General features: G+C 76.0%; 20 protein-coding genes. 13 read left to right on the forward strand and 7 right to left on the reverse strand.

Translation table 11 applies throughout. From position 1 onward, the window contains the following. Positions 1 to 48: 48 nt before the first annotated feature. The 4 genes from PGB27_RS18020 to PGB27_RS18035 all read left to right on the forward strand — a co-directional run bounded on the left by PGB27_RS18020 (position 49) and on the right by PGB27_RS18035 (position 3,620). The gene (locus PGB27_RS18020) at positions 49 to 738 is read left to right on the forward strand and encodes a PaaI family thioesterase (RefSeq protein WP_274201761.1); all 690 of its coding nucleotides are present in this window, start codon (positions 49 to 51) and stop codon (positions 736 to 738) included. Between the two features lie 61 nt (positions 739 to 799). Beyond that, entirely contained in the window at positions 800 to 1,999 is a 1,200-nt protein-coding gene (cbiE, locus tag PGB27_RS18025) for a precorrin-6y C5,15-methyltransferase (decarboxylating) subunit CbiE (protein WP_274201762.1), read from the forward strand. Further along, positions 2,000 to 2,743 carry a precorrin-4 C(11)-methyltransferase gene (gene cobM / locus PGB27_RS18030; RefSeq protein ID WP_274201763.1) on the forward strand — a complete coding sequence of 248 codons (744 nt, stop codon included), beginning with the start codon at positions 2,000 to 2,002 and terminating at the stop codon, positions 2,741 to 2,743. A gap of 124 nt (positions 2,744 to 2,867) precedes the next feature. After that, the gene (locus PGB27_RS18035; RefSeq protein ID WP_274201764.1) at positions 2,868 to 3,620 is read left to right on the forward strand and encodes a cobalt-precorrin-6A reductase; all 753 of its coding nucleotides are present in this window, start codon (positions 2,868 to 2,870) and stop codon (positions 3,618 to 3,620) included. A gap of 54 nt (positions 3,621 to 3,674) precedes the next feature. Here PGB27_RS18035 and PGB27_RS18040 read toward each other — a convergent pair whose 3' ends face one another. Beyond that, positions 3,675 to 6,473, reverse strand: coding sequence for a DUF2232 domain-containing protein (locus PGB27_RS18040; protein WP_274201765.1), 2,799 nt, complete (start codon positions 6,471 to 6,473; stop codon positions 3,675 to 3,677). A 100-nt stretch (positions 6,474 to 6,573) separates the two neighbouring features. On the opposite strand from PGB27_RS18040, the gene PGB27_RS18045 reads away from it, so the two are divergent. The 3 genes from PGB27_RS18045 to PGB27_RS18055 all read left to right on the forward strand — a co-directional run bounded on the left by PGB27_RS18045 (position 6,574) and on the right by PGB27_RS18055 (position 7,544). After that, the gene (locus PGB27_RS18045; RefSeq protein WP_274201766.1) at positions 6,574 to 6,930 is read left to right on the forward strand and encodes a VOC family protein; all 357 of its coding nucleotides are present in this window, start codon (positions 6,574 to 6,576) and stop codon (positions 6,928 to 6,930) included. Between the two features lie 125 nt (positions 6,931 to 7,055). Continuing rightward, a complete protein-coding gene (locus tag PGB27_RS18050) occupies positions 7,056 to 7,346 on the forward strand; it encodes a hypothetical protein (protein ID WP_274201767.1) in 291 nt (96 codons plus the stop codon). Positions 7,347 to 7,358: 12 nt separating this feature from the next. Continuing rightward, positions 7,359 to 7,544, forward strand: coding sequence for a hypothetical protein (locus PGB27_RS18055; RefSeq protein WP_274201768.1), 186 nt, complete (start codon positions 7,359 to 7,361; stop codon positions 7,542 to 7,544). Positions 7,545 to 7,551: 7 nt separating this feature from the next. Here PGB27_RS18055 and PGB27_RS18060 read toward each other — a convergent pair whose 3' ends face one another. From PGB27_RS18060 to PGB27_RS18070, 3 genes are read right to left on the reverse strand one after another with little or no spacing between them, the layout of a single operon-like run. After that, positions 7,552 to 9,051: a precorrin-2 C(20)-methyltransferase gene (locus PGB27_RS18060; RefSeq protein WP_274201769.1), complete on the reverse strand. Its 1,500-nt coding sequence runs from the start codon at positions 9,049 to 9,051 to the stop codon at positions 7,552 to 7,554. Continuing rightward, positions 9,048 to 9,704 carry a precorrin-8X methylmutase gene (locus PGB27_RS18065; RefSeq protein ID WP_274201770.1) on the reverse strand — a complete coding sequence of 219 codons (657 nt, stop codon included), beginning with the start codon at positions 9,702 to 9,704 and terminating at the stop codon, positions 9,048 to 9,050. The genes PGB27_RS18060 and PGB27_RS18065 overlap by 4 nt, the downstream gene beginning before the upstream one ends. Next, on the reverse strand, positions 9,701 to 10,828 hold the full coding sequence (locus PGB27_RS18070) for a precorrin-3B synthase (RefSeq protein WP_274201771.1): 1,128 nt from the start codon (positions 10,826 to 10,828) through the stop codon (positions 9,701 to 9,703). Before PGB27_RS18070 ends, PGB27_RS18065 begins: the two co-directional genes overlap by 4 nt. A 70-nt stretch (positions 10,829 to 10,898) precedes the next feature. On the opposite strand from PGB27_RS18070, the gene cobN reads away from it, so the two are divergent. The 3 genes from cobN to PGB27_RS18085 all read left to right on the forward strand — a co-directional run bounded on the left by cobN (position 10,899) and on the right by PGB27_RS18085 (position 16,790). Next, complete coding sequence (gene cobN / locus PGB27_RS18075; RefSeq protein ID WP_408630092.1) at positions 10,899 to 14,564, forward strand: cobaltochelatase subunit CobN; 3,666 nt, start codon at positions 10,899 to 10,901, stop codon at positions 14,562 to 14,564. A gap of 146 nt (positions 14,565 to 14,710) precedes the next feature. Continuing rightward, positions 14,711 to 16,306, forward strand: a complete 1,596-nt coding sequence (locus PGB27_RS18080; RefSeq protein ID WP_274201772.1) for an SLC13 family permease — start codon at positions 14,711 to 14,713, stop codon at positions 16,304 to 16,306. Between the two features lie 76 nt (positions 16,307 to 16,382). Continuing rightward, a complete protein-coding gene (locus PGB27_RS18085; protein WP_274201773.1) occupies positions 16,383 to 16,790 on the forward strand; it encodes a RidA family protein in 408 nt (135 codons plus the stop codon). On the opposite strand, the gene PGB27_RS18090 is transcribed toward PGB27_RS18085, so the two are convergent. Beyond that, positions 16,751 to 17,464 (reverse strand): TetR/AcrR family transcriptional regulator, encoded by a 714-nt coding sequence (locus tag PGB27_RS18090; RefSeq protein ID WP_274201774.1) that lies wholly within the window; start codon positions 17,462 to 17,464, stop codon positions 16,751 to 16,753. The two genes, PGB27_RS18085 and PGB27_RS18090, sit on opposite strands and share 40 nt — an antisense overlap. A gap of 37 nt (positions 17,465 to 17,501) precedes the next feature. Then, positions 17,502 to 17,960: a MerR family transcriptional regulator gene (locus tag PGB27_RS18095; protein ID WP_274201775.1), complete on the reverse strand. Its 459-nt coding sequence runs from the start codon at positions 17,958 to 17,960 to the stop codon at positions 17,502 to 17,504. Positions 17,961 to 18,028: 68 nt separating this feature from the next. Between PGB27_RS18095 and PGB27_RS18100 the strand changes: the two genes are divergently transcribed. From PGB27_RS18100 to PGB27_RS18110, 3 genes are read left to right on the forward strand one after another with little or no spacing between them, the layout of a single operon-like run. After that, positions 18,029 to 18,940 carry an RNA polymerase sigma-70 factor gene (locus PGB27_RS18100; protein WP_274201776.1) on the forward strand — a complete coding sequence of 304 codons (912 nt, stop codon included), beginning with the start codon at positions 18,029 to 18,031 and terminating at the stop codon, positions 18,938 to 18,940. Between the two features lie 39 nt (positions 18,941 to 18,979). Next, entirely contained in the window at positions 18,980 to 19,708 is a 729-nt protein-coding gene (locus PGB27_RS18105; protein ID WP_274201777.1) for an SDR family oxidoreductase, read from the forward strand. Beyond that, on the forward strand, positions 19,705 to 20,115 hold the full coding sequence (locus tag PGB27_RS18110; RefSeq protein WP_274201778.1) for a hypothetical protein: 411 nt from the start codon (positions 19,705 to 19,707) through the stop codon (positions 20,113 to 20,115). The genes PGB27_RS18105 and PGB27_RS18110 overlap by 4 nt, the downstream gene beginning before the upstream one ends. Here the strand turns inward: PGB27_RS18110 and PGB27_RS18115 are convergent. Then, a complete protein-coding gene (locus tag PGB27_RS18115) occupies positions 20,096 to 20,662 on the reverse strand; it encodes a TetR/AcrR family transcriptional regulator (protein WP_274201779.1) in 567 nt (188 codons plus the stop codon). The two genes, PGB27_RS18110 and PGB27_RS18115, sit on opposite strands and share 20 nt — an antisense overlap. Positions 20,663 to 20,729: the final 67 nt, after the last annotated feature.

Raw genomic sequence — 20,729 nt, forward strand, 5'->3', positions numbered from 1 at the left:
CTGCGGGCGCTCGAACGCTGCGTCGCCGAGGACGTCCCGCTCGCCCCGGTGCACGCCGCCGTCGGGGCGCGGCTGCGCGCGATCGTGCCCGGGCGGGCCGAGGCGGTGCTGCCCGCGCCGTCACGGGAGCCCGACGCGGCGCTGTGGGTGCTCGCCGACTTCGTCACCGGGCTCGCCGTCACCGGCACGCTCGCCCCCGGAGAGCGGATCACCACGCTGCGGCTGACGCTGCACGTCGTGGCGCGCCCCGCCGGCGCGCTGCGCGGGGTGGGCACGCTGGACGACGTGACCGGGGGCGTCGCCCTGAGCACCGCGGTGATCACCGATGACGCGGGTCGGACGGTCGCGCGGGCGGTCGGGCGCAACGCGATCCTCGCCGACGAGGTCGCCGCGTCGACGTGGCCTGGAGATGCGCCGACCTGGTCCGACCCGCCGCGAGCGGCCGACCGGCTCGTGCGCGAGGGGGCGGCCCCCGACCCGGTGGCGGTGAACCACGCGGGCGTCGTGCAGGGCGGGGCGCTGGCGTCGCTGCCGGCCCGAGCCCTCGCCGAGGTGCTGGGCGGGCCGGCGGACGAGGCCACCGCGACCTTCCTGCGCGCCGTGCCCGTCGACCGGACCGTGCACACGACGACCGAGCTCGAGCACGGCGGCCGGCGCCTGCGCAGCGCCCGGGCGGTGGTGCGCGACGACCGTGACCGCACGGCGCTGACGATGACGGGGCTGCGCTACAGCCCCTGAGCACCGCCGGGTGACGAGGCTCCCAGCACCGCCGGCGGGGCGTCCGTGATGAGGTGTCGTGGTGAGCGTGACCGTGGTCGGCATCGGCGCCGAGGGGTGGCCGGGGCTGGGTGAGCCCGCCCGCGCCGCGCTGGAGAAGGCCGACGTCGTGCTCGGCGCGCCGCGCCAGCTCGCGCTGCTGCCGGACCTCGCCGCCGAGCACGTCACCTGGCCCTCGCCGTTGATGCCCGCCCTGCCCGGCCTGCTCGCCGAGCACGCCGACCGCACCCTCGCCGTCCTCGCCAGCGGCGACCCGACGTTCTACGGCATCGGCTCGGCCGTCCTCGCCCACGAGCCCGGGGCGACCGTGCTGCCCGCGCCGTCCTCGCTCGCGCTGGCGTGCGCGCGGCTGGGCTGGGCGGCGCAGGACGTCGAGGTGCTCTCGACGGTCGGGCGCCCGCTCGCGGCGGTCCGGGCCGCGCTGGCGCCGCGGCGGCGGCTGCTCGTGCTCGTCCCGGACGCCGGGGCCCCGGCCGTGCTCGCCGCCGCGTTGACCTCGTGGGGCTACGGCGAGGCGGCGCTGACCGTGCTGGCCTCGCTCGGCGCGCCGGGGGAGAGCCGCGTCGACGGCCGCGCGGCCGACTGGGACCAGCCGGCTGGCGACCCGCTCGCCGTCGTCGCCGTGACCTGCCCGGAGGTCCCCGACGACGTGCTCCTCGGCCGCGCCCCGGGCCTGCCCGACGACGCCTACGACCACGACGGGCAGCTGACGAAGGCCGAGGTGCGCGCGCTGTCGGTCGCCGCGCTGCGACCGGTGCCCGGCGCGCTGCTGTGGGACGTCGGCGGCGGGGCCGGGAGTATCGCGATCGAGTGGATGCGCCACCACGCCGCCTGCCGGGCCGTGAGCGTCGAGGTGCGCGAGGACCGGGCCGCGCGGATCGCGGCGAACGCCGCGACGCTGGGCGTGCCGGGGCTGCGGGTCGTGGTCGGGCGGGCGCCCGAGGCGCTGGCGGAGCTGGACGTGCCCGACGCGGTGTTCGTCGGCGGCGGGGCGTCGGCGCCCGGGATGCTCGACGCCGTCTGGACGGCGCTGCGTCCCGGCGGGCGGCTCGTCGTCAACACCGTCACCCTGGAGGGCGAGGCCGCGCTCGCCGCGTTCCGCGCCGACCACGGCGGCGCGCTGCGCCGGATCGGGATCGAGCGCGTCGCGCCGGTCGGGCGGTTCTCCGGGTGGCGTGCCCTGGCCGGTGTCACGCAGCTCGTGGCCCGAAAGGATGTGTGAGTGACCGTCCGCTTCGTCGGCGCCGGCCCGGGCGCCCCCGACCTCATCACCGTGCGCGGGCTGCGCGCGATCGCGACCAGCCCGGTCTGCCTCTACGCGGGCTCGCTCGTGCCGCCCGAGCTGCTGGGGCAGTGCCCGCCGCACGCGCGGCAGGTCGACACCGCGCGGATGACGCTCGACGAGATCACCGCCGAGCTCGTCGCCGCGCACGAGGCGGGCCACGACGTGGCGCGGCTGTGCTCGGGTGACCCGGCGGTGTTCTCCGCCGTCGCCGAGCAGGCCCGGCGCCTCGACGAGGCCGGCGTGCCGTGGGAGATCGTGCCCGGCGTCCCCGCGTTCGCGGCCGCCGCCGCGGCCCTGCGCACCGAGCTGACCGTGCCGGGCGTGGGCCAGTCGGTGGTGCTCACCCGCGATGCCGCCAACGCGACGCCCATGCCGCCGGGGGAGTCGCTCGACGTCTGGGCCGCGGCCGGCGGGACGCTCGTGCTGCACCTGGCCGTGCAGCGGTGCGCCGACGTCGTCGCCGCCCTGCGCGAGCACCGGCCGGCGTCCGAGCCCGTCGCCGTGGTGGCCCGGGCGTCGCGCGACGACGAGGTGGTGCTGCGCGGCACGCTCGCCGACATCACCGAGCGCGTCGAGGCCGCGGACGTCCGGCGCACCGCGGTGATCGTCGTGGGGCCGGTGGTCGGGGTGGCCGAGGGCTGCGACTCGCACCTGTACTCCGCGGCGCGCGCCCGGCCGTGAGCGGCAGTGATCGCGTCGTTCTGAGCGAAGGGCCCCTTCGGTCGGATAGATGGGCGAGGGGGGCCCTTGGCCGGAACGGGGCGGGCGTGCCGGTGCTGAACGAAGGGCCCCTTCGGTCGAATAGATGGGCGAGGGGCGCCCGCCGCCGGAACCGCACGGGGCCGCCGTGACGCGGCGGGTGCTCGTGCTCGGCGGCACGGCGGAGGCGCGGGAGCTGGCGTCGCGGCTGGCGGCGGAGGGCCACGCGGTGACGACGTCGCTGGCCGGCCGCACGCGTCACCCGCGGCTGCCGGCGGGCGAGGTGCGCACGGGCGGGTTCGGCGGGGTCGAGGGGCTGGTGGCGGCGCTCGCCGACGTGGACGTGCTCGTCGACGCGACGCACCCGTTCGCGGCGACGATGACCGACCACGCCGCCGTCGCGGCCGCCCGCACCGGGACCCCGCTCGTCGTGCTGCGCCGGCCCGGGTGGTCCGCCGGTCCGGACGACCGGTGGACCCGGGTGCCGTCGCTGGCGGCCGCCGCGGCGGCGGTCCCGGCGGGCGCGCGGGTGCTGCTCGCGACCGGCCGCCAGGGCGTCGGGGCGTTCGTGGACGTCGACGCGTGGTTCCTCGTCCGCGCGATCGAGGCGCCCGACGTCCTGCCGCCGCGCAGCGAGCTTGTGCTGGCCCGGGGCCCGTTCGCCCTCGCCGACGAGCGCGCGCTGCTCGAGCGCCACGGGATCACGCTGGTCGTGGCCAAGGACTCCGGCGGCGCGACCGAGGCCAAGCTGGTCGCCGCTCGCGAGCGGTCGCTGCCGGTGCTGCTCGTGGACCGCCCACCCCTGCCGCCCGGCGTGGAGGTCGTGGACTCGGTGGACGCGGTGCTCGCGCGCGTGTGATCGAAGTACCGATACGGACGTTGAGTGTCCGCAAAGGCACTTCGCTGGCACCCCCTAGAACGCCACCACCCCGACGGCGAGGATGGCGGCGACGACGAGGAGCAGGACCACGTCGCGGAGGCCCGGGCGCTGGTCGGGGCCGGCGACGGCGCCGAGGCCGCCCCGCGCGCTGATCGCCTCGCCCGTCTCGGCGGCCCGGCGCACGGCCATGGCGCAGGCGAGCATCGCGGTGCGCACGCCCTGGCGGACCTGCTCGCGCAGCGGCACCGACTGCCGCCCGGCGGGCCGGCGCTGGCCGAGCAGCTGCCACGACGTGCGGCCCTCGGCGAGCAGCAGCGGCACGAGGCGCAGGCCGAGCGCGATCCCGGTCGTCGGCGTGCGCAGCGGCAGGCGCATGCGGCGCCCGACGCGGGCCAGCCGCTCGAGCAGCGGCGGGAAGGCGCCGAGCGGGGTCGTCGCGACCAGCAGCGCCGCCCCGAGCAGCGAGACCAGCGTCGTCGCGAGGAACAGGACGACCCGCTCGAGTCCGCCGATGCTCAGCTCGGTGCCGAGCACGTCGACCAGCGGCGGGCGGGTCGACAGCGTCGAGAGCACGATCGCCGGGAGCCAGAACAGCAGCCAGCGCGGCGGGCGGGGCACGGCGCCGCGGGGCAGGCGCGCGGCGACCGCCCCGACCAGCAGCACCGCCGTCGCGGCCGCGAGCGTCGGCCACGTGGGGTCGACGAACAGGCAGCCCGCGGTCAGGCCGAGCGCTGCGATCTTCGTCCCCGCCCAGGCCCGGTGCAGCGGCGAGGGGTCCGGCAGCGTGCGCACCGCCCCGAGCGCCCCGCGCCCGCGCCGCTCCTTCCCGGTGGGGTCCGGGGCGTGCGATCCGACCAGCTCCGGCGGCCCGTAGACGGTCCCGTCGTCGACGTGCAGCACCGCGTCGGCGAGGTCGGCCAGCGGGGCGGTGTCGTGGGTGACGACGACGAGCGTGGTGCCCGCCGCCCGCGCCGCGCGCAGGGCGTTGCGGACGGCCGTCGCCGCGTCGGTGTCGAGCCCGGCGAGGGGCTCGTCGAGCACGAGCACCCGCGGGCCCGCCCCGAGCAGCCCGGCGAGCAGGACGCGGCGCTGCTCGCCGCCGGAGAGCTCGTCGACGGGCCGGTCGCGGTAGACGGCGGGGTCGAGGCCGAGGGCGGCGAGGGTGGTGTCGGCGGTGCGCGGGCCGACACCGGCGGCGTCCTCGACCTCCTCGCCCACGGTCGGGCGCAGCAGCGCCGGGCGCGCGTGCTGGACCGCGAGCAGCGCGCCGTCGCGTCCGTTGCGCAGGGGCGCGCCGTCGAGGGTGGCGGTGCCGCGGGCCGGGGTGGCGAGCCCGGCGAGCAGCCACGCGAGGCTCGTCTTGCCCGCGCCGTTGGGCCCCGTGACCAGCACCGTGTGCCCGGCGGGGATGCGCAGGTCGATGCCGGAGAGCACCGGCCGGCGCCACGGGGTGCCCGCGTCGTGGACGACGTCGACCCCGCGCAGGCGCAGCGCGCCGCCGGCCGCGGGGCGGGGCGGGCCCCACGTCCCGGGCGGGGCGGCCGGGGCGCGGTCGGGGCCGGGCAGGGCGACGACGACGTCGGCGGACCCGGGGTCGTGGTGGGTGATGTGCAGGACGGCGATGGCGTCGGGGCCCTCGGTGCGGGTGAGGCTGCGCAGCAGGGCGGTGACCTCCTCGCGCCCGTCGGGGTCGAGCATCGCGGTGCTCTCGTCGCTGACCACGACGGCGGGGCGGCGCGCGAGCAGCGCCGCGACCGCGAGGCGCTGGAGCTCGCCGCCCGACAGCGTCGCGGTCTCCCGGTCGCCGGCGCCCTCGAGCCCGACCCGCGCGAGCAGCGCGTCGACGGGCACGTCCTGGCCCGGTGGCAGGCCCCAGCGCAGGTCGTCGGCCGCGCGCACCCCGAGCACCTGGCTGTCGGGGCGCTGGAACACCATCCCCGTCCCGCCGACCACGCCGAGGCCCGCGTCGCCCGGGCGCTCCACGGTGCCCGACGTCGGGGGCCGGCCGGCGACGATGCGCCCGAGCGTCGACTTGCCGGCCCCGTTCGGGCCCGTGACCACGACGAACGTGCCCGCGTCGAGGTCCAGGTCGACCGGTGGGCCCGAGGGCAGGGCGACGCCGCGCAGGCGCAGCGGCAGCGGGGCGGCGGCGTCGGTGCGCCCGGTGGGCAGCCGGCCGGCGAGGTCGGTGGGCAGCAGGCGCCGCACCGCGCGCAGCGGGCGCGCCAGCACGAGCGCGGCGACCGCGACCCCGAACAGCGTGGCGACGATCGCCGCCGCGGGCAGCGTCACCCACCAGTAGCCGGTGATGACGCCGACCACCCGGTCGCCGACGGCGACGACGTGGTCGGTCGCCCCGACCCCGCGCAGGAGGCGGGCCATGCCGCTCCACGAGGTGCGCAGCTGGTCGAGGACGAGCTCGCGGTAGGCGGCGAGCAGGGCGAGCAGCGCCGTCCCCAGCAGCGAGGTGGGCAGGGCGAGGACGACGACGCCGGTCAGCGCGGTGCGCACCGTCGACCAGCCGCGGCGGGCCCCGACCCCGAGCAGCCAGCCCAGCGACGCCGCCGATGCCGCGCTCCCGGCCGGGCCGACGCCGCCGACGAGGAAGGCGACGACCACGGCCACCAGCACCCCGATCGCGCCCGTGCGCCCGGGCCGCCGCGAGGCCAGCACCGCCGCCGGGAACGCGGCGATGACCGTGCCGAGGGGGCCGATCGGGAAGAGCCGGGTCAGCACGCACACGACGGCGACGAGGTCACCGAGGGCGGCCGCCTCCGCGAGCTCGACCGCGTCGAGGGGCCGGCGGGGAGGCGACCGGCGGAAGCGCCGCACGCGTCGAGTATGCCCGGCGCCAAACCATGTTCGTCCCTTGACGGCTTACGAAAGCAGTAACTAACGTTAGTGGCACACCAACGGACCTCAGGAGGTCACCATGGGCCAGCCCGTCGCGTACTTCGAGATCACCAGCACCGCGCCGGAGAAGATCCGCGAGTTCTACACCGCCCTGTTCGGCTGGACGACCACCGACGACCCCTCGATGGAGGGCTACGCCATGGTCGACACCGGCGCGGGCGACGACGCGATCCCCGGCGGCATCAGCCCGTCGCAGGAGCCCGGCGACACGGGCGTGAAGATCTACGTGCGGGTCGACGACCTCGAGGGCGACCTGGCCCGGGCCGGCGACCTCGGCGCCGCCACCCTCCTGCCCCCGATGGAGCTGCCCGGCGGCTACGGGCGCATCGCCGTCGTCGCCGACCCCGACGGCAACCCCGTGGGGCTCTGGGCATGAGCACGGTGGACTCGGGACGCCGCGTCCTGCACGCGCTGTGGGGCGCGGCGCTCGAGTCCGCCCGTCAGATCGTCCACAGCTCGCCCGGCGCTCACCGCCCGCACCGCCCGCACCGAGGAGAACCCATGGCTCGCGTCCTGTTCCAGGTCGTCCACTTCCCCAAGCCCGAGCACCGCGAGGACATGCTCAGGGCGATGTCCGTCATCCGCGAGACCTCGGCGCACATCGAGGGTCTCGACGAGATCGGCGCGTTCGAGGAGGCCGATGGCTCGCGCATCGTCGCGATCTCCGTCTGGGCCTCGCCCGAGGCCATGGAGGCCGGCGCGCAGGAGCTGTTCGCCTCCGTCGCCGACCTCCCGCTCGACCAGTGGGAGACCCGCCCCTACGAGGCGGCGACGCTCACCCAGGTCGCCTGACACGATCCGGGGGTGGCTGACGAGCGGTGGTTGTGCCTGGGCGGACGCCAGCACGCCTGGGTCGTGACGAACTACGACTCCGGGAACGAGTTCATGGCGGCCGACGAGATCTTCTGCCCGACCTGCGGGCGCCTCGTCGCCCGCGACCGCCCCGGCCAGGACTGGAACTGGATCCCGCTCGAGGGCGACCTCTCCTGAGCCCGCCTCAGCCGTAGCGCCGCGGCGTGTAGACGGTGCCCGGCGCCGGCCAGCGCGACGTCGAGGCACCGACGATGAGCAGGGTGCGCATGTCGACCTCGCCCGGGACGAGGTCCGCGAGCCGCACGACCCGCACCGACTCCTCCGGCCCGTCGACGTCCCGGCCGACCACCACCGGCGTCGACGGGTCGCGGTACTTGAGCAGCAGGTCACGGGCCGCCTCGACCTGCCAGGTCCGCGACCGCGACGCCGGGTTGTACAGCGCGATCGCCATGTCGGCGTCGGCGACCGCGCCGAGGCGGCGCTCGACGACCTCCCACGGCTTGAGGCGGTCCGAGAGCGAGATCATCGCGTAGTCGTGGCCCAGCGGGGCGCCGACGCGGGCGGCGACGGCCTGCGCGGCCGAGACGCCCGGCACGACGCGGACGGGCACGTCGGGGTAGTCGGCGGCGGCGACCTCGACGACCGCCGAGGCCATCGCGAACACCCCCGGGTCGCCCGACGACACCACGGCGACCCGCCGCCCGCCGCGGGCGAGGTCGAGGGCGAACGCGGCGCGCTCGGACTCCACCTTGTTGTCCGAGGCGTGCACCCGCTGGCGCGGGTTCGGGGGCACGCGCGCGGTGTAGGTGGCGTAGCCGACGACGTCGTCCGCGGCCGCCAGCGCGGCGGAGGCCTCGGGGGTGAGGCGGTCGCGGGCACCGGGCCCGAGGCCGACGACCACCACGTCGCCGGTGCGGGGGCCGTCGATCAGCGCCGCCGTCTCGGCGCGCGCGCTCGGCGTCGTGTCGGCGTGTACCCGCGAGGGCACGAGGCCGACGGCGAAGTACGGCACCGAGTCGGGCGCGACGTCGGCGAGCGGGGCGGTGCGCTGGGCGTCGGTGGAGGCACGCTCGACGTAGCACGCCTCGTCGAGCCGGCCCGCGGTCGCGAGCGCGGCGCGGACGCCGGTGAACGTGCGCCCGAGCTTCATGATGGCCGCGGCGTCGGTCTGGGCGAGGCGGGCGGCGAGCTCGTCGGGCGGGAGGGTGCCGGGCAGGACCGTCAGCACCTCGTCGCGCTCCACCAGCGGGCGCCCGAGCGCCGCCGCCGCGGCCGCCACCGACGTCACGCCCGGCACGACCTCGGTGGGGTAGCGGTCGGCGAGGCGCTTGTGGAGGTGCATGTACGAGCCGTAGAAGAACGGGTCACCCTCGGCGATCACCACGACGTCGCGCCCGGCGTCGAGGTGCGCGGCCAGGCGGGCGGCGGCCTCGGCGTAGAAGGCGTCGAGGCGGCCCTGGTAGTCGGCCGGAGATGCTGTGGCCTCGGTGGTGACGGGGTAGGTCAGCTGCTCCTCGACCTGGGTGCCGAGGTACTGCGCGACGATCCCGCGCGCGTGCGAGCGGCCGTGGCGCGCGCAGTGGTAGGCGACGACGTCGGCGCCGCGGACGAGGTCGACGGCGCGCACGGTCATCAGCGACGGGTCGCCGGGGCCGACGCCGACGCCGTAGAGGGTGCCGGTCACGGGGTCGCCCCGAGAGCGAGGGCGTTGACCGCACCGACCGTCATCGCCGAGCCGCCGCGGCGGCCGTGGACGACGACGTGCTCCAGGCCTGCCGGGTGCCCGACGAGTGCCGCCTTCGACTCCATGGCCCCGACGAACCCGACGGGCAGCCCGAGCACGACGGCCGGGCGGGGCGCGCCGTCCTCGATCATCTCGAGCAGGCGGAACAGGGCGGTCGGGGCGTTGCCGATCGCGACGACCGCGCCGTCGAGGTGCTCGCGCCACAGCTCGAGGGCGGCGGCGCTGCGGGTGGTGTGCAGGGTCGTGGCGAGGTCGGGGACCTGCGGGTCGTGCAGGGTGCAGAGCACTTCGTTGTCCGCGGGCAGGAAGCGGCGGGTGATGCCGCTCGCGACCATCATCGCGTCGCACAGGATCGGCGCCCCGCCGCGCAGGGCCGCGTGGGCGGCGGCGACCGCGCCGGGGGAGACCTCGGTGTCGCCGGCGAGGTCGACCATCCCGCACGAGTGGATCATGCGGACGACGGTGTCGTGGGCGTCCTCGGGCAGGTGCGCGAGGTCCGCCTCCGCGCGGATGATCGCGAACGAGCGGCGGTAGATCTCCGGCCCGTCGGCGACGTAGGAGGGGACGGCCGACCTCTCCGTCGTCTCGCTCACCCCGACACCCTCCCTGTTCGGACGATCGTGCGATAGGTACCGCCGGGCGTGCCCTCCACCACGGCGACGGGCCCGGCCGGCGTGCCGCAGGCCCGCGCGCAGCCGACCCAGTGCGCGTGCAGCAGCCCGCCCGCGCGGCCGGTGGCGACGGCGCGGGCGAGGTCGCCGCGGACGTCGGTGTGCGACTTGGCGCAGCGGGGCGCGCCGACGCAGGCCGAGAGGCTCGCCCAGCGCGAGGGCCCGGTCTCGAGGTGGGGGGCGAGGCGTTCCCGGGCGTCGTCGGGCGCCGTGTCCCGGAGGCGCAGCACCACCGTGCGCCACGGCGTCACGCGCAGCTCCGCGCCCTCGTCGCCGAGGTCGGCGAGCACCCGCGCGGCGGCGGGCGTGACCTCGCCGAGGCGGGGGAGGACCTCGAGGCAGGTGCGCTCCGCGCTCGTGAGCACTTCGGCGTGCTCCAGTGCTCGTTCCTGCTCACGAGCGCGCAGCGCACCGAGGACGGCGTCGGAGCCCACCTCGGCCACGCGCCAGGCGTCGCCCCGCACGGCGAGGAAGGCCTCGACCGCGGCGAGGGCGAGGGTGGCGGGGCCGGCGGGGTCGTCGCCGGTGGCCTCGGTGGGGGTGCCGGCGAGCCACAGGGTCGACGGCGAGCCCAGCACCACGGCCACGTCGGCGCCGAGGCCCAGCACGTCGCCCGAGCCGTCGTCGATCGCGACGAGCAGGCGACCGGGGACGTCGGCGCGCCCGCGCAGGGCGCCGGCGACCGCCCGGGCCGGGGCGTCGACCGCCGGCGAACGCGGCGACGCGACCACGCTGCAGGGGACGTCGCGGCCCTGGTCGTCGAGGAGCGGGGCGGGGCCGCCGACCGTGGCCAGCGCGGCGGCGAGATCGTCGGCACCCTTCACCGACAGCCCGCGGACCTGCCAGGATCCCCGCGACGTGAGCTCGAGCGGGGCGGCGTCGGCGGCTCCCGCCAAGAGGCGCAGCTCCGCGGGGGCGATCGCGCCGCCCACCGGGCGGAACCGCGCGAGCGCCCCGTCGGCGGCGTCGTGACGGCGCCAGGCCCCCGGGCACGCGTCCGGCCGGGCCCGCACCGGGGCACCGTCACGTCGTCGGGGGGCGGGCATCCGTGACACAGTAGCCACGACTGGTCCTCAACATCTATCTAGGTGTTCAGACATCGGCCCTGGAGGCGCGGTGCTCCTGCTGCTCTCGACCTCGGACACCGACCTGCGCTCGGCGCGCGCGAGCGCGCCGGGCCAGGAAGGGCACTGGCGCTGGGCGAACCCGGCGCGGGTGGCGGTGGACGAGCTCGACGCGCTGCTCGACGGCGTCGACCTCGTCGTCGTGCGCCTGCTCGGCGGGCGCCAGGCGTGGGAGGACGGGCTGGACGCGCTGCTCGCACCGTCGCAGCCGCGGCCCGTCGTCGTCCTCGGCGGGGAGCAGAGCCCGGACGCGCAGCTCATGGAGTCCTCGACGGTGCCGGTCGGCGTCGCGACCCAGGCGCACCTCTACCTCGCCCAGGGCGGGCCGGAGAACCTCGCGCAGCTCCACCACTTCCTGTCCGACACCGTCCTGCTCACCGGCCACGGCTTCGAGCCGCCCGCCGAGATGCCGAGCTGGGGGCGCCTCGACGGCTGGGAGCACCCGGAGGACGCAGCGAACGGGCTGTTCGCTGCTTCTAGCGCAACGAACAGCGCGTTCGCTGCCTCCGACGCCCGCCCCCGCGTCGCCGTCGTCTACTACCGCGCGCACCACATGGCCGGGAACACCGCGTTCGTCGACGCCCTGTGCCGGGCGGTGGTCGACGCCGGCGGGGTGCCCGAGCCCGTCTTCTGCTCGTCGCTGCGCAGCCCGGACGCCGAGCTGGTCGCGGTGCTCGCGCACGCCGACGTCCTGGTCACCACCGTGCTGGCCGCCGGCGGGTCCAAGCCCGCGACCGCCAGCGCCGGCGGCGACGACGAGAGCTGGGACACCGGCGCGCTCGCCGCGCTCGACGTCCCGATCCTCCAGGCGCTGTGCCTCACGCGCAGCCGCGAGGAGTGGCTCGCCGACGACGACGGCGTGAGCCCGCTCGACGCCGCGAACCAGGTGGCCGTGCCCGAGTTCGACGGCCGCATCATCACCGTGCCGTTCTCGTTCAAGGAGACCGACGCCGACGGCCTGCCGGTCTACGTCGCCGACCCCGAGCGCGCCGCGCGCGTCGCCGGGCTGGCGGTCTCGCACGGTCGGCTGCGCCACGTCCCGAACGCCGAGAAGCGCGTCGCCCTCGTCCTGTCCGCCTACCCGACCAAGCACGCCCGCATCGGCAACGCGGTCGGCCTGGACACGCCGGCGTCGGTGGTCCGGCTGCTCGGCGCGATGCGTGAGGCCGGCTACGGGATCGGCGAGGTCCCCGGCCTGGCGGAGCAGGACGGCGACCTGCTCATCCGCGCGCTGATCGACGCCGGCGGCTACGACCAGGACTGGCTCTCGGAGGACCAGCTCGCCGCCAACCCGATCCGCATCCCCGTCGACGAGTACACGGCGTGGTTCCGGGGCCTGCCCGAGGACTTCCGCGCCGGCGTCGAGGAGCACTGGGGCCCGGCGCCCGGGTCGATGTTCATCGACGAGTCGTCCGGCAACGACCGGGCGATCACCGTCGCGGCCCTGCGCCGCGACAACGTCGTCGTGATGATGCAGCCGCCGCGCGGCTTCGGCGAGAACCCCATCGCGATCTACCACGACCCCGACCTGCCGCCGAGCCACCACTACCTCGCCGCCTACCGCTGGCTGCAGAGCACCTTCGGCGCGCACGCGCTCGTGCACGTCGGCAAGCACGGCAACCTCGAGTGGCTGCCCGGGAAGACGGTCGCGAGCAGTGCGTCCTGCGCGCCCGACCCGATCCTCGGCGACCTGCCGCTGGTCTACCCGTTCCTCGTCAACGACCCGGGCGAGGGCACGCAGGCCAAGCGCCGGGCGCACGCGACGCTCGTCGACCACCTCGTCCCGCCGATGGCGCGGGCCGAGTCGTACGGCGACCTCGCGCGGCTCGAGCAGCTGCTCGACGAGTACGCCTCGATCCAGGCGATGGACCCGGGCAAGATCACCGCGATCCGCGGCCAGATCTGGCAGCTCATCCAGGCCGCGAAGCTCGACAGCGACCTCGGCGTCACCGACCAGCCCGACGACGAGCGCTTCGACGACTTCGTGATGCACCTCGACGGCTGGCTCTGCGAGATCAAGGACGCGCAGATCCGCGACGGCCTGCACATCCTGGGTCGGGCGCCGTCCGGGCAGGAGCGGGTCGACATGGTGCTCGCGGTGCTGCGGGCGCGGCAGCTGTGGTCGGGCACGCAGTCGCTGCCGGGGCTGCGCGAGGCGCTGGGCCTGCGGGAGAACGAGGCCCCGCGCACCGAGGTGGACCGCGTCGAGGAGGTCGCGCACTCGCTCGTGCTGGGCATGGAGAAGCGCGACTGGGCCCGCACCGACGCGGCGCACGTGACGCTCGAGGTGCTCGGCCGGACCGACGACACCGTCACCGACATCCTCAGCTTCGCCGCGACCGAGGTCGTCCCGCGCCTCGACGGCACCACCGGCGAGATCACGAGCGTGCTGCACGCCCTCGACGGCGGACACGTGAAGGCCGGGCCGAGCGGGTCGCCGCTGCGCGGGCTGGTCAACGTCCTGCCGACCGGGCGGAACTTCTACTCGATCGACCCCCGCGCGGTGCCCTCGCGGCTGGCCTGGGAGACCGGGCAGATGCTCGCCGACTCCCTGCTCGAGCGGTACCGCGCCGACCACGACGGGGAGTGGCCGACCAGCGTCGGCCTCTCCCTGTGGGGCACGGCGGCGATGCGCACGAGCGGCGACGACGTCGCCGAGGCGCTCGCGCTCATGGGTGTGCGGCCCGTGTGGGACGAGGCGTCGCGGCGCGTGACCGGGCTCGAGGTCGTGCCGTCGTCCGAGCTCGGGCGGCCGCGCGTGGACGTCGTCCTGCGCATCTCCGGGTTCTTCCGCGACGCGTTCCCGCACGTCGTGGCGACGATGGACGACGCGGTGCAGCTGGTCGCCGGCCTGGAGGACGAGGCCGACGAGGACAACTTCGTCGCGGCGCACGCGCGCGCGGATGCCGCGTCGGGATCGTCGTGGCAGGCCGCGACGACCCGGATCTTCGGTTCGCCCCCGGGCGCGTACGGGGCGGGGCTGCTGCAGGCGATGGACTCGCGCGAGTGGCGCGGCGACGCCGACCTCGCCGAGATCTACACGACCTGGGGCGGGCACGCGTACGGCCGCGGGCGCCAGGGCGAGTCGGCGGTCGAGGAGATGCGCGCGGCGTACCGGCGGATCGCGGTGGCGGCGAAGAACATCGACACCCGCGAGCACGACATCGCCGACTCCGACGACTACTACCAGTACCACGGTGGCATGATCGCCACGGTCCGCGCGCTGACCGGCGCGGCGCCGGCGGCGTACGTCGGGGACTCGACGCGGCCGGAGAACGTGCGGACGCGGTCGCTGATCGAGGAGACGGCGCGGGTGTTCCGCTCGCGCGTCGTCAACCCGCGGTGGATGGCCGCGATGCGCCGGCACGGCTACAAGGGCGCCTTCGAGATGGCGGCGACCGTCGACTACCTGTTCGGCTGGGACGCGACGGCGGGGACGGTCAGCGACTGGATGTACGGCTCGCTGACCGAGAACTACGTCCTCGACCCCGAGAACCGCGCCTTCCTCCGCGAGGCCAACCCCTGGGCCCTGCACGGCATGGCCGAGCGCCTGCTCGAGGCCGTCGACCGGGGCCTGTGGGAGAGCCCGGACCCGGCGATGGTCGAGCAGCTCCGCGAGGCGTTCCTCGAGGCCGAGGGCGACGCCGAGGGTGGCTGACGCCATGTGAGCAGAAACGAGTGCTGGAGCACTCATTTCTGCTCACCTGCGCGGATCGTCGGTGAACCGCAAGGTCCGTCGCCCGAAGAGGTGAGGAACCGGTCCTAACGTGACGGTCCACGCAGGACGGACCGACGGGGGAACCGATGGGCGACCGGACCGCGCGCCACGAGGCCGGGGACGACAGCGGGGCGGACGTCGACGAGCGCCATCGCTCGCCCGGGCTGCAGACCGAGCCGGAGCCGCCGCGCACGGTCCGTCGCCATCGGATCGGGCTGGTCGCGGGCCTGGTGGCGGCCGGGCTGGTCTACCTCGTGCTGCCCGGGGGCCTCGCGCCCGAGGCGCGGCTCACCGCCGCCGTCGCGGTGCTCATGGGCATCTGGTGGATGACCGAGGCCATCCCGATCCCGGCCACCGCGCTGCTGCCGCTGGTGGTCTTCCCGGTCCTCGGTGAGCCCTCGGTCAGCGACGTCGGCGCCTCCTACGGCGACGACATCATCTTCCTGTTCATGGGCGGCTTCCTGCTGGCCCTGGCCATGCAGCGCTGGAACCTGCACCGCCGCATCGCCCTGGTGACGATCCGGGCGATGGGCACCAACCCCACGCGGCTCATCGCCGGGTTCATGGTGGCCACCGGCTTCCTGAGCATGTGGGTCTCCAACACCGCGACCGCGGTGATGATGCTGCCGATCGGGGTGTCGGTGCTGCTGCTCGTCCTCGACCCGGCCACCTCCGGCGCCGGGGGCACGGCGGGCGAGGCGGACACGGGCGCCGACGACGAGACCGCCCGCCGCACCGTGGTGCAGTCGACGTTCGGGACCGCGCTGATGCTCGGGATCGCCTATGCGGCCTCGATCGGTTCGCTGGCCACGATCATCGGCACCCCGCCGAACACGCTGCTCGTCGGCTACCTGGAGACCCAGGGTATCCAGATCGGGTTCGGACAGTGGATGCTCGTGGGCCTGCCGCTGGCCGCCGTGTTCCTGGCCATCGCGTGGTTCGTGCTCACGCGCGTGCTGTTCCGGCCCGAGATCGACCGGATCCCCGGCGGGCGGGCGCTCATCGACGGTGAGCTCCGGAAGCTGGGCCCCCCGTCGAGCGGGGAGAAGCGGGTCCTCGCCGCGTTCGTGCTGGCCGCACTGAGCTGGGTCACGATCCCGCTGATCTGGGAGGAGCCGCCGATCAGCGACGCGGGCATCGCGATGACCGTCGGCGTGCTGCTGTTCCTCGCGCCGGCCGGCGCCGCCCGCGGCGTGCGGCTGCTCGACTGGGACAGCGCGCTCGGGCTGCCCTGGGGCGTGCTGCTGCTGTTCGGCGGCGGGCTCGCGCTCTCGGAGCAGTTCGACTCCAGCGGCCTCTCGCGGTGGATCGGCGAGCAGGCCGCGGCGCTCGGCTTCGTCCCGACGGTGCTGTTCGTGCTGCTGCTCGTGGCCGGGGTGCTGTTGCTGACCGAGCTCACGAGCAACACCGCGACGGCGGCGACGTTCCTGCCGCTCGTCGGCGGCGTCGCGGTGGGCGTCGGCACCCCCGTGCTCCTGCTGACGGCACCCGTGGCGCTGGCGGCCACCTGCGCGTTCATGCTCCCGGTCGCCACGCCGCCGAACGCGATCGCCTACGGCTCCGGCTACGTGACGATCGGCCAGATGATCCGCGGCGGCATCTGGCTCAACCTGGTCGCGATCGTGCTCATCACCCTGACCGCGATGACCCTGCTCGTGTGGGTCTTCGGCATCGCCTACTGAGGCTCCGGTTCTGACGGTCCGTGACATGGCATTGCTCTGCTATGTTGTCGGTGTCCGTCGAGAGAGGAGCAGGGCCATGACCGTGCAGCTCGTGCACCCCGAGAAGGTCCACCGGGTCGACGTCCACCACCAGGTCGCCGACACGCGGGGCTCGCGCACCGTCTACCTGGCCGGGCAGGTGTCGTGGGACACCGAGGGCGACCTGGTGGGCCGCGACGACCTCGCCGCCCAGGCCGAGCAGGCGTTCCTCAACGTCGCCGGCGCGCTCGAGGCGGTCGGGGCGACGCTCGCCGACCTGGCCAAGGTCACCGTCTACGTCGTCGACCTCGACGCGTCGAAGGCCGAGCAGCTCGTCGCCGGGCGCGACCGGGCGGCCGAGGCGCTGGGTGTGGAGCTCCAGCAGCCGAGCACCTGGATCGGGGTCACCGCGCTGGCGGCGCCGGGCTACCTCGTCGAGGTCGACGCCGTCGCCGTGCTGTCCTGAGGGCTGTCCTGAGGGCTGTCCTGCGGGCCGTCCTGCGGGCCGTCCTGAGGGCCGTCCCGGGGCGGGCGCAGGGCCGCCCAGCCGGCCTCGACCGAGCGCCGACAGGCCGCGGGGTCGTCCCCGGCGGCGACGATCACCGCGGTGAGCAGCGGAACGCCCGACGCGAGGGTGCGTCGGGAGGCGACGCGGCTGACGACCAGCGACACGATCCCGTGGCACACCGTCCAGACCTCGGTGGCGAGCCGGTCGGGATCGGCGTCCGGCGCGATCCGGCCCTCGTCACGACACCGTCGCGCGGCCCGCTCGAGGTACCCGAGGGTCGCCTCGGCGGCCGCGACGTCCTCGAGCTCGACGGTCGCGTCGAACATGACCCGGTAGAGGTCGGGGTGCTCGAGGGCGTTGGCGGCGTAGGCGGCCGTCCCCGCCACGAGGTCCTCGACGGGGTCGGCCGGCACGTCGAGGGCGTCGAGACGGGCCGCGAGCCGCGTGAAGCCCTCCTGGCGCAGGGCCCGCCACACCCCGTCCATCCCGCCGAAGTAGGTGTAGACGGCCATCGTCGACACCCCGGTCCCGGCGACGAGCGACCGCAACGTGATCGGCTCGCGCTCCCGGAGCATGCGCGCGGCGCGCTCCAGCAGCTGCGTGCGCACCGCCGGGTCCTTCTGACGCGCCATCCGTGGATTCTATGGCGCTGCTATGAGAAGTGACGGCTCAGGTCCCGCAGGCCCCGCCGTAGGTCGTGATCTTGTAGTCGACGACGGCGAGGGCGCCCTGGAGGTCACGCAGGCGGTGCAGGATGTCCTCGCGGTGGGCCTCGAGCAGCGCCAGGCGCTCGGGCTCGGTCTCCGGCCCCTGCTTGACGAGCTCGACGTAGCGCGCGATGGCCGCGATCGGCATGTCGGAGTCGCGCAGCCGGGTGATGAACACGACCCGGCCCACGGCGTCGCGGTCGTAGACCCGCCGGCCGGCCGCGTCGCGGGGGACGTCGACCAGGCCGATCCGCTCGTAGTAGCGCAGCGTGTGGGCGCTGACCCCGGTCAGCGCGGCCACCTCGGCGATGGCCATCCGGTCGGGGACCTCGAGGTCCCGCACCAGCTCCGCCGTCAGCGGGGGCAGCTCGCCCTGCGTGGTGTGGATGAGATCCCGCAGCCGGTCGGTCGTCACGCTCACGTCGTCGACCGTAGGACTTCGAGTGCACTCGAAGGCAAGCCTTTCCGGCGCTTGCCAGGATGGCGGGCGTGACGACGGACGCCTTCACCGCGCAGCGTCCCCGCCTGTTCGGCCTGGCCTACCGGCTGCTGGGGTCCGCGCACGACGCCGAGGACGTGGTGCAGGACGCCTGGCTGCGCTGGGCGGGCCACGAGCAGGAGGTCGACAACCCCGCGGCCTGGCTCACCACCGTCGTCACCCGGCTCTGCCTCAACCGCCTCGACTCCGCCCGCGCGCGCCGCGAGACCTACGTCGGCCCCTGGCTGCCCGAGCCGATCCTCACCACCGACCCGGCCACCGGCCCGGCCGCGACGGTCGAGGAGCGCGAGTCGGTGTCGCTCGCCCTGCTCACGACGCTGGAGCGCCTGACCCCGCCCGAGCGCGCGGTCTACGTGCTGCGCGAGGCGTTCGGGCACAGCCACGCCGAGGTCGCCGCCGTCCTCGACGTCACCGAGGCGGGCTCGCGCCAGCTGCACACGCGGGCCCGGCGCCACCTCGCAGCGGTACCGACACAGGTCCCGACCACCCCGCCCACCGACCCCGCCGACGTCGGCCCGCTGCTGGCGCGGTTCGTCGCCGCCGCGCGGGAGGGCGACGTCGCCGGGCTCGAGGCGCTGCTGGCCGCGGACGTCACCGTGTGGTCCGACGGCGGGGGGAAGGTCAGCGCCGCGCGGCGCCCGGTGCGCGGCCGCGACGCCGTCGCCCGCTTCCTCGTCGGCATCCTCGGGGCGCGACGCCCGCGCCGGACCGGCGCGGCGGCGGAGATCAACGGCGCGCCGGCGGCGCTCGCGTTCGTCGACGGCGTGCTGGACGGGGTCATGACGATCGAGCCGGCCGGCGAGCAGGTCGCGACGGTCCGCATCCTCCGCAACCCCGAGAAGCTCGCCTTCCTCGCCGCGCAGCTGTCACGTTCGGCGGGGCTGTCCGGTCGACCTTCCTGAGCGGGCGGCGACCGGGCGCCCGGAGACCGGGAGGACGTCATGACCGTGCTGGTGACCGGGGGGACGGGGACGCTGGGTCGCGCGCTCGTGCCGCTGCTCGACGGGCCGCGGGTGCTGAGCCGCCGGGAGGGGCCGGGCCGGGTGGTCGGCGACCTCGCGACCGGCGAGGGGCTCGACGCGGCGCTGGCGGGGGTCGGCACGGTGGTCCACCTCGCCAGCCGTCCGACGGGCGACGCGACGGCGACCGCGCGGCTCGTCGACGCCGCGCGGCGGGCCGGGGCGGAGCACCTCGTGCACATCTCGATCGTCGGCGCCGACCGCATCCCGCTGCCGTACTACCGCGAGAAGGTGCGCAGCGAGCAGCTCGTCGAGGGCTCCGGGCTGCCCTGGACGATCCTGCGCGCGACACAGTTCCACGACCTGCTCGCCATGCTCTTCCGGGCCACCGCCCGCGTCGGCGTCCTGCCCGTGCTGGCCGGGACGTCGTTCCAGCCGGTCGCCGTCGGCGACGTCGCCGCGCGCCTCGCTGACCTCGTCACCGGCGCGCCCTCGGGACGCGCGCCGGACCTGGGCGGGCCGGAGGTCCGGGCGATGGACGACCTCGCGCGGACCTGGGCGCGGGCGACCGGCACGCGACGTCCGGTGCTGCCGCTGCGCCTGCCCGGCGCGATCGCCCGCGGCTTCCGCGACGGCCTGCACCTCGCGCCGGAGCACGCCGACGGCGTCGTCACCTTCGAGCAGTACCTGGCGGCGGGGGTGCGGTCGTGAGGGCGCTGCTCGGCGTGCTCGCCGCGTCCCAGTTCGTGGTCGGGCTCTGGGCGCTGGTCCTGCCCCTGGCGTTCTACGAGGCCTTCCCCTTCGGCGGCACGCCCTGGGTGGCCCTGCTCCCGCCGTACAACGAGCACCTCGTGCGCGACCACGGCGCCGGCACGCTCGCGCTCGGCGTCGTCCTGGCGTTCGCGGCGTGGTGGCCCGAGCGGCGCCTGGTGACCGCCGCGGTCGTGGCGTTCCTGGTGTTCGCCGTGCCGCACGCCGTGTTCCACACCTTCCACCTCGCGCACTTCCCGCTGATCGACGCGGTGCTGCAGCAGGCGGCGTTCGCGGTCGAGATCGTGCTGGCGGTGGCGGTGCTGGCGCTCCTCCCGCGGCAGCGGGTCAGGCCCGCGGGGCGGTGAAGCCGTGGACGACGTCGGTGATCGACGCCCGCAGGCCGGCCGCGTCCCGGGGCGGGCGGCCGGCCCCGGCGAGCTGGTCGAAGGCGAGGCCGTCGAGGCACGCGACGAGGTCGTCGGCCCGGCGGGCGGGGTCGGCGATCCCGAGCCCGTCCAGCGTGGCCGCGACCCGCTCCCGCACCCGGGCTCCGGCGGCGCGCAGGGCCGCCTCGAGCTCCGGGCGCCGGGTCGACTCGAGGGCGAGCTCCCAGCGGGCGAGCAGCCGCTCGTGGTCGTGGGCGAGCCACCGGCCGACGGTCGCGATGCACACCGCGACGAGGTCGTCGACGGTGGCGGGCGCGCCGGTGCCCGCGGGCATCTCCGCGAGCGTCCGCGCCGCCATCCGCTCGACACAGGCCTGCAGCAGCGCCGAGCGGGTGCGGAAGTAGTACGAGCTCGTGCCCTCGGCGAGCCCGGCGGCCGCGTCGACGGCGCGGTGGGTCAGCCCGCGGCTGCCCGCGCGGGCGAGCACGGTGATCGCCGCGTCGGCGAGCACGTCCCGACGGTCCACGGATGGCCCCTTCCCGCCCGATCCTCTACAGCCGTAGAGTACCGGCTACTACAGACGTAGAGGAGGC

The organism is Actinomycetospora lemnae (assembly GCF_028737315.1).
Taxonomy (GTDB): domain Bacteria; phylum Actinomycetota; class Actinomycetes; order Mycobacteriales; family Pseudonocardiaceae; genus Actinomycetospora; species Actinomycetospora lemnae.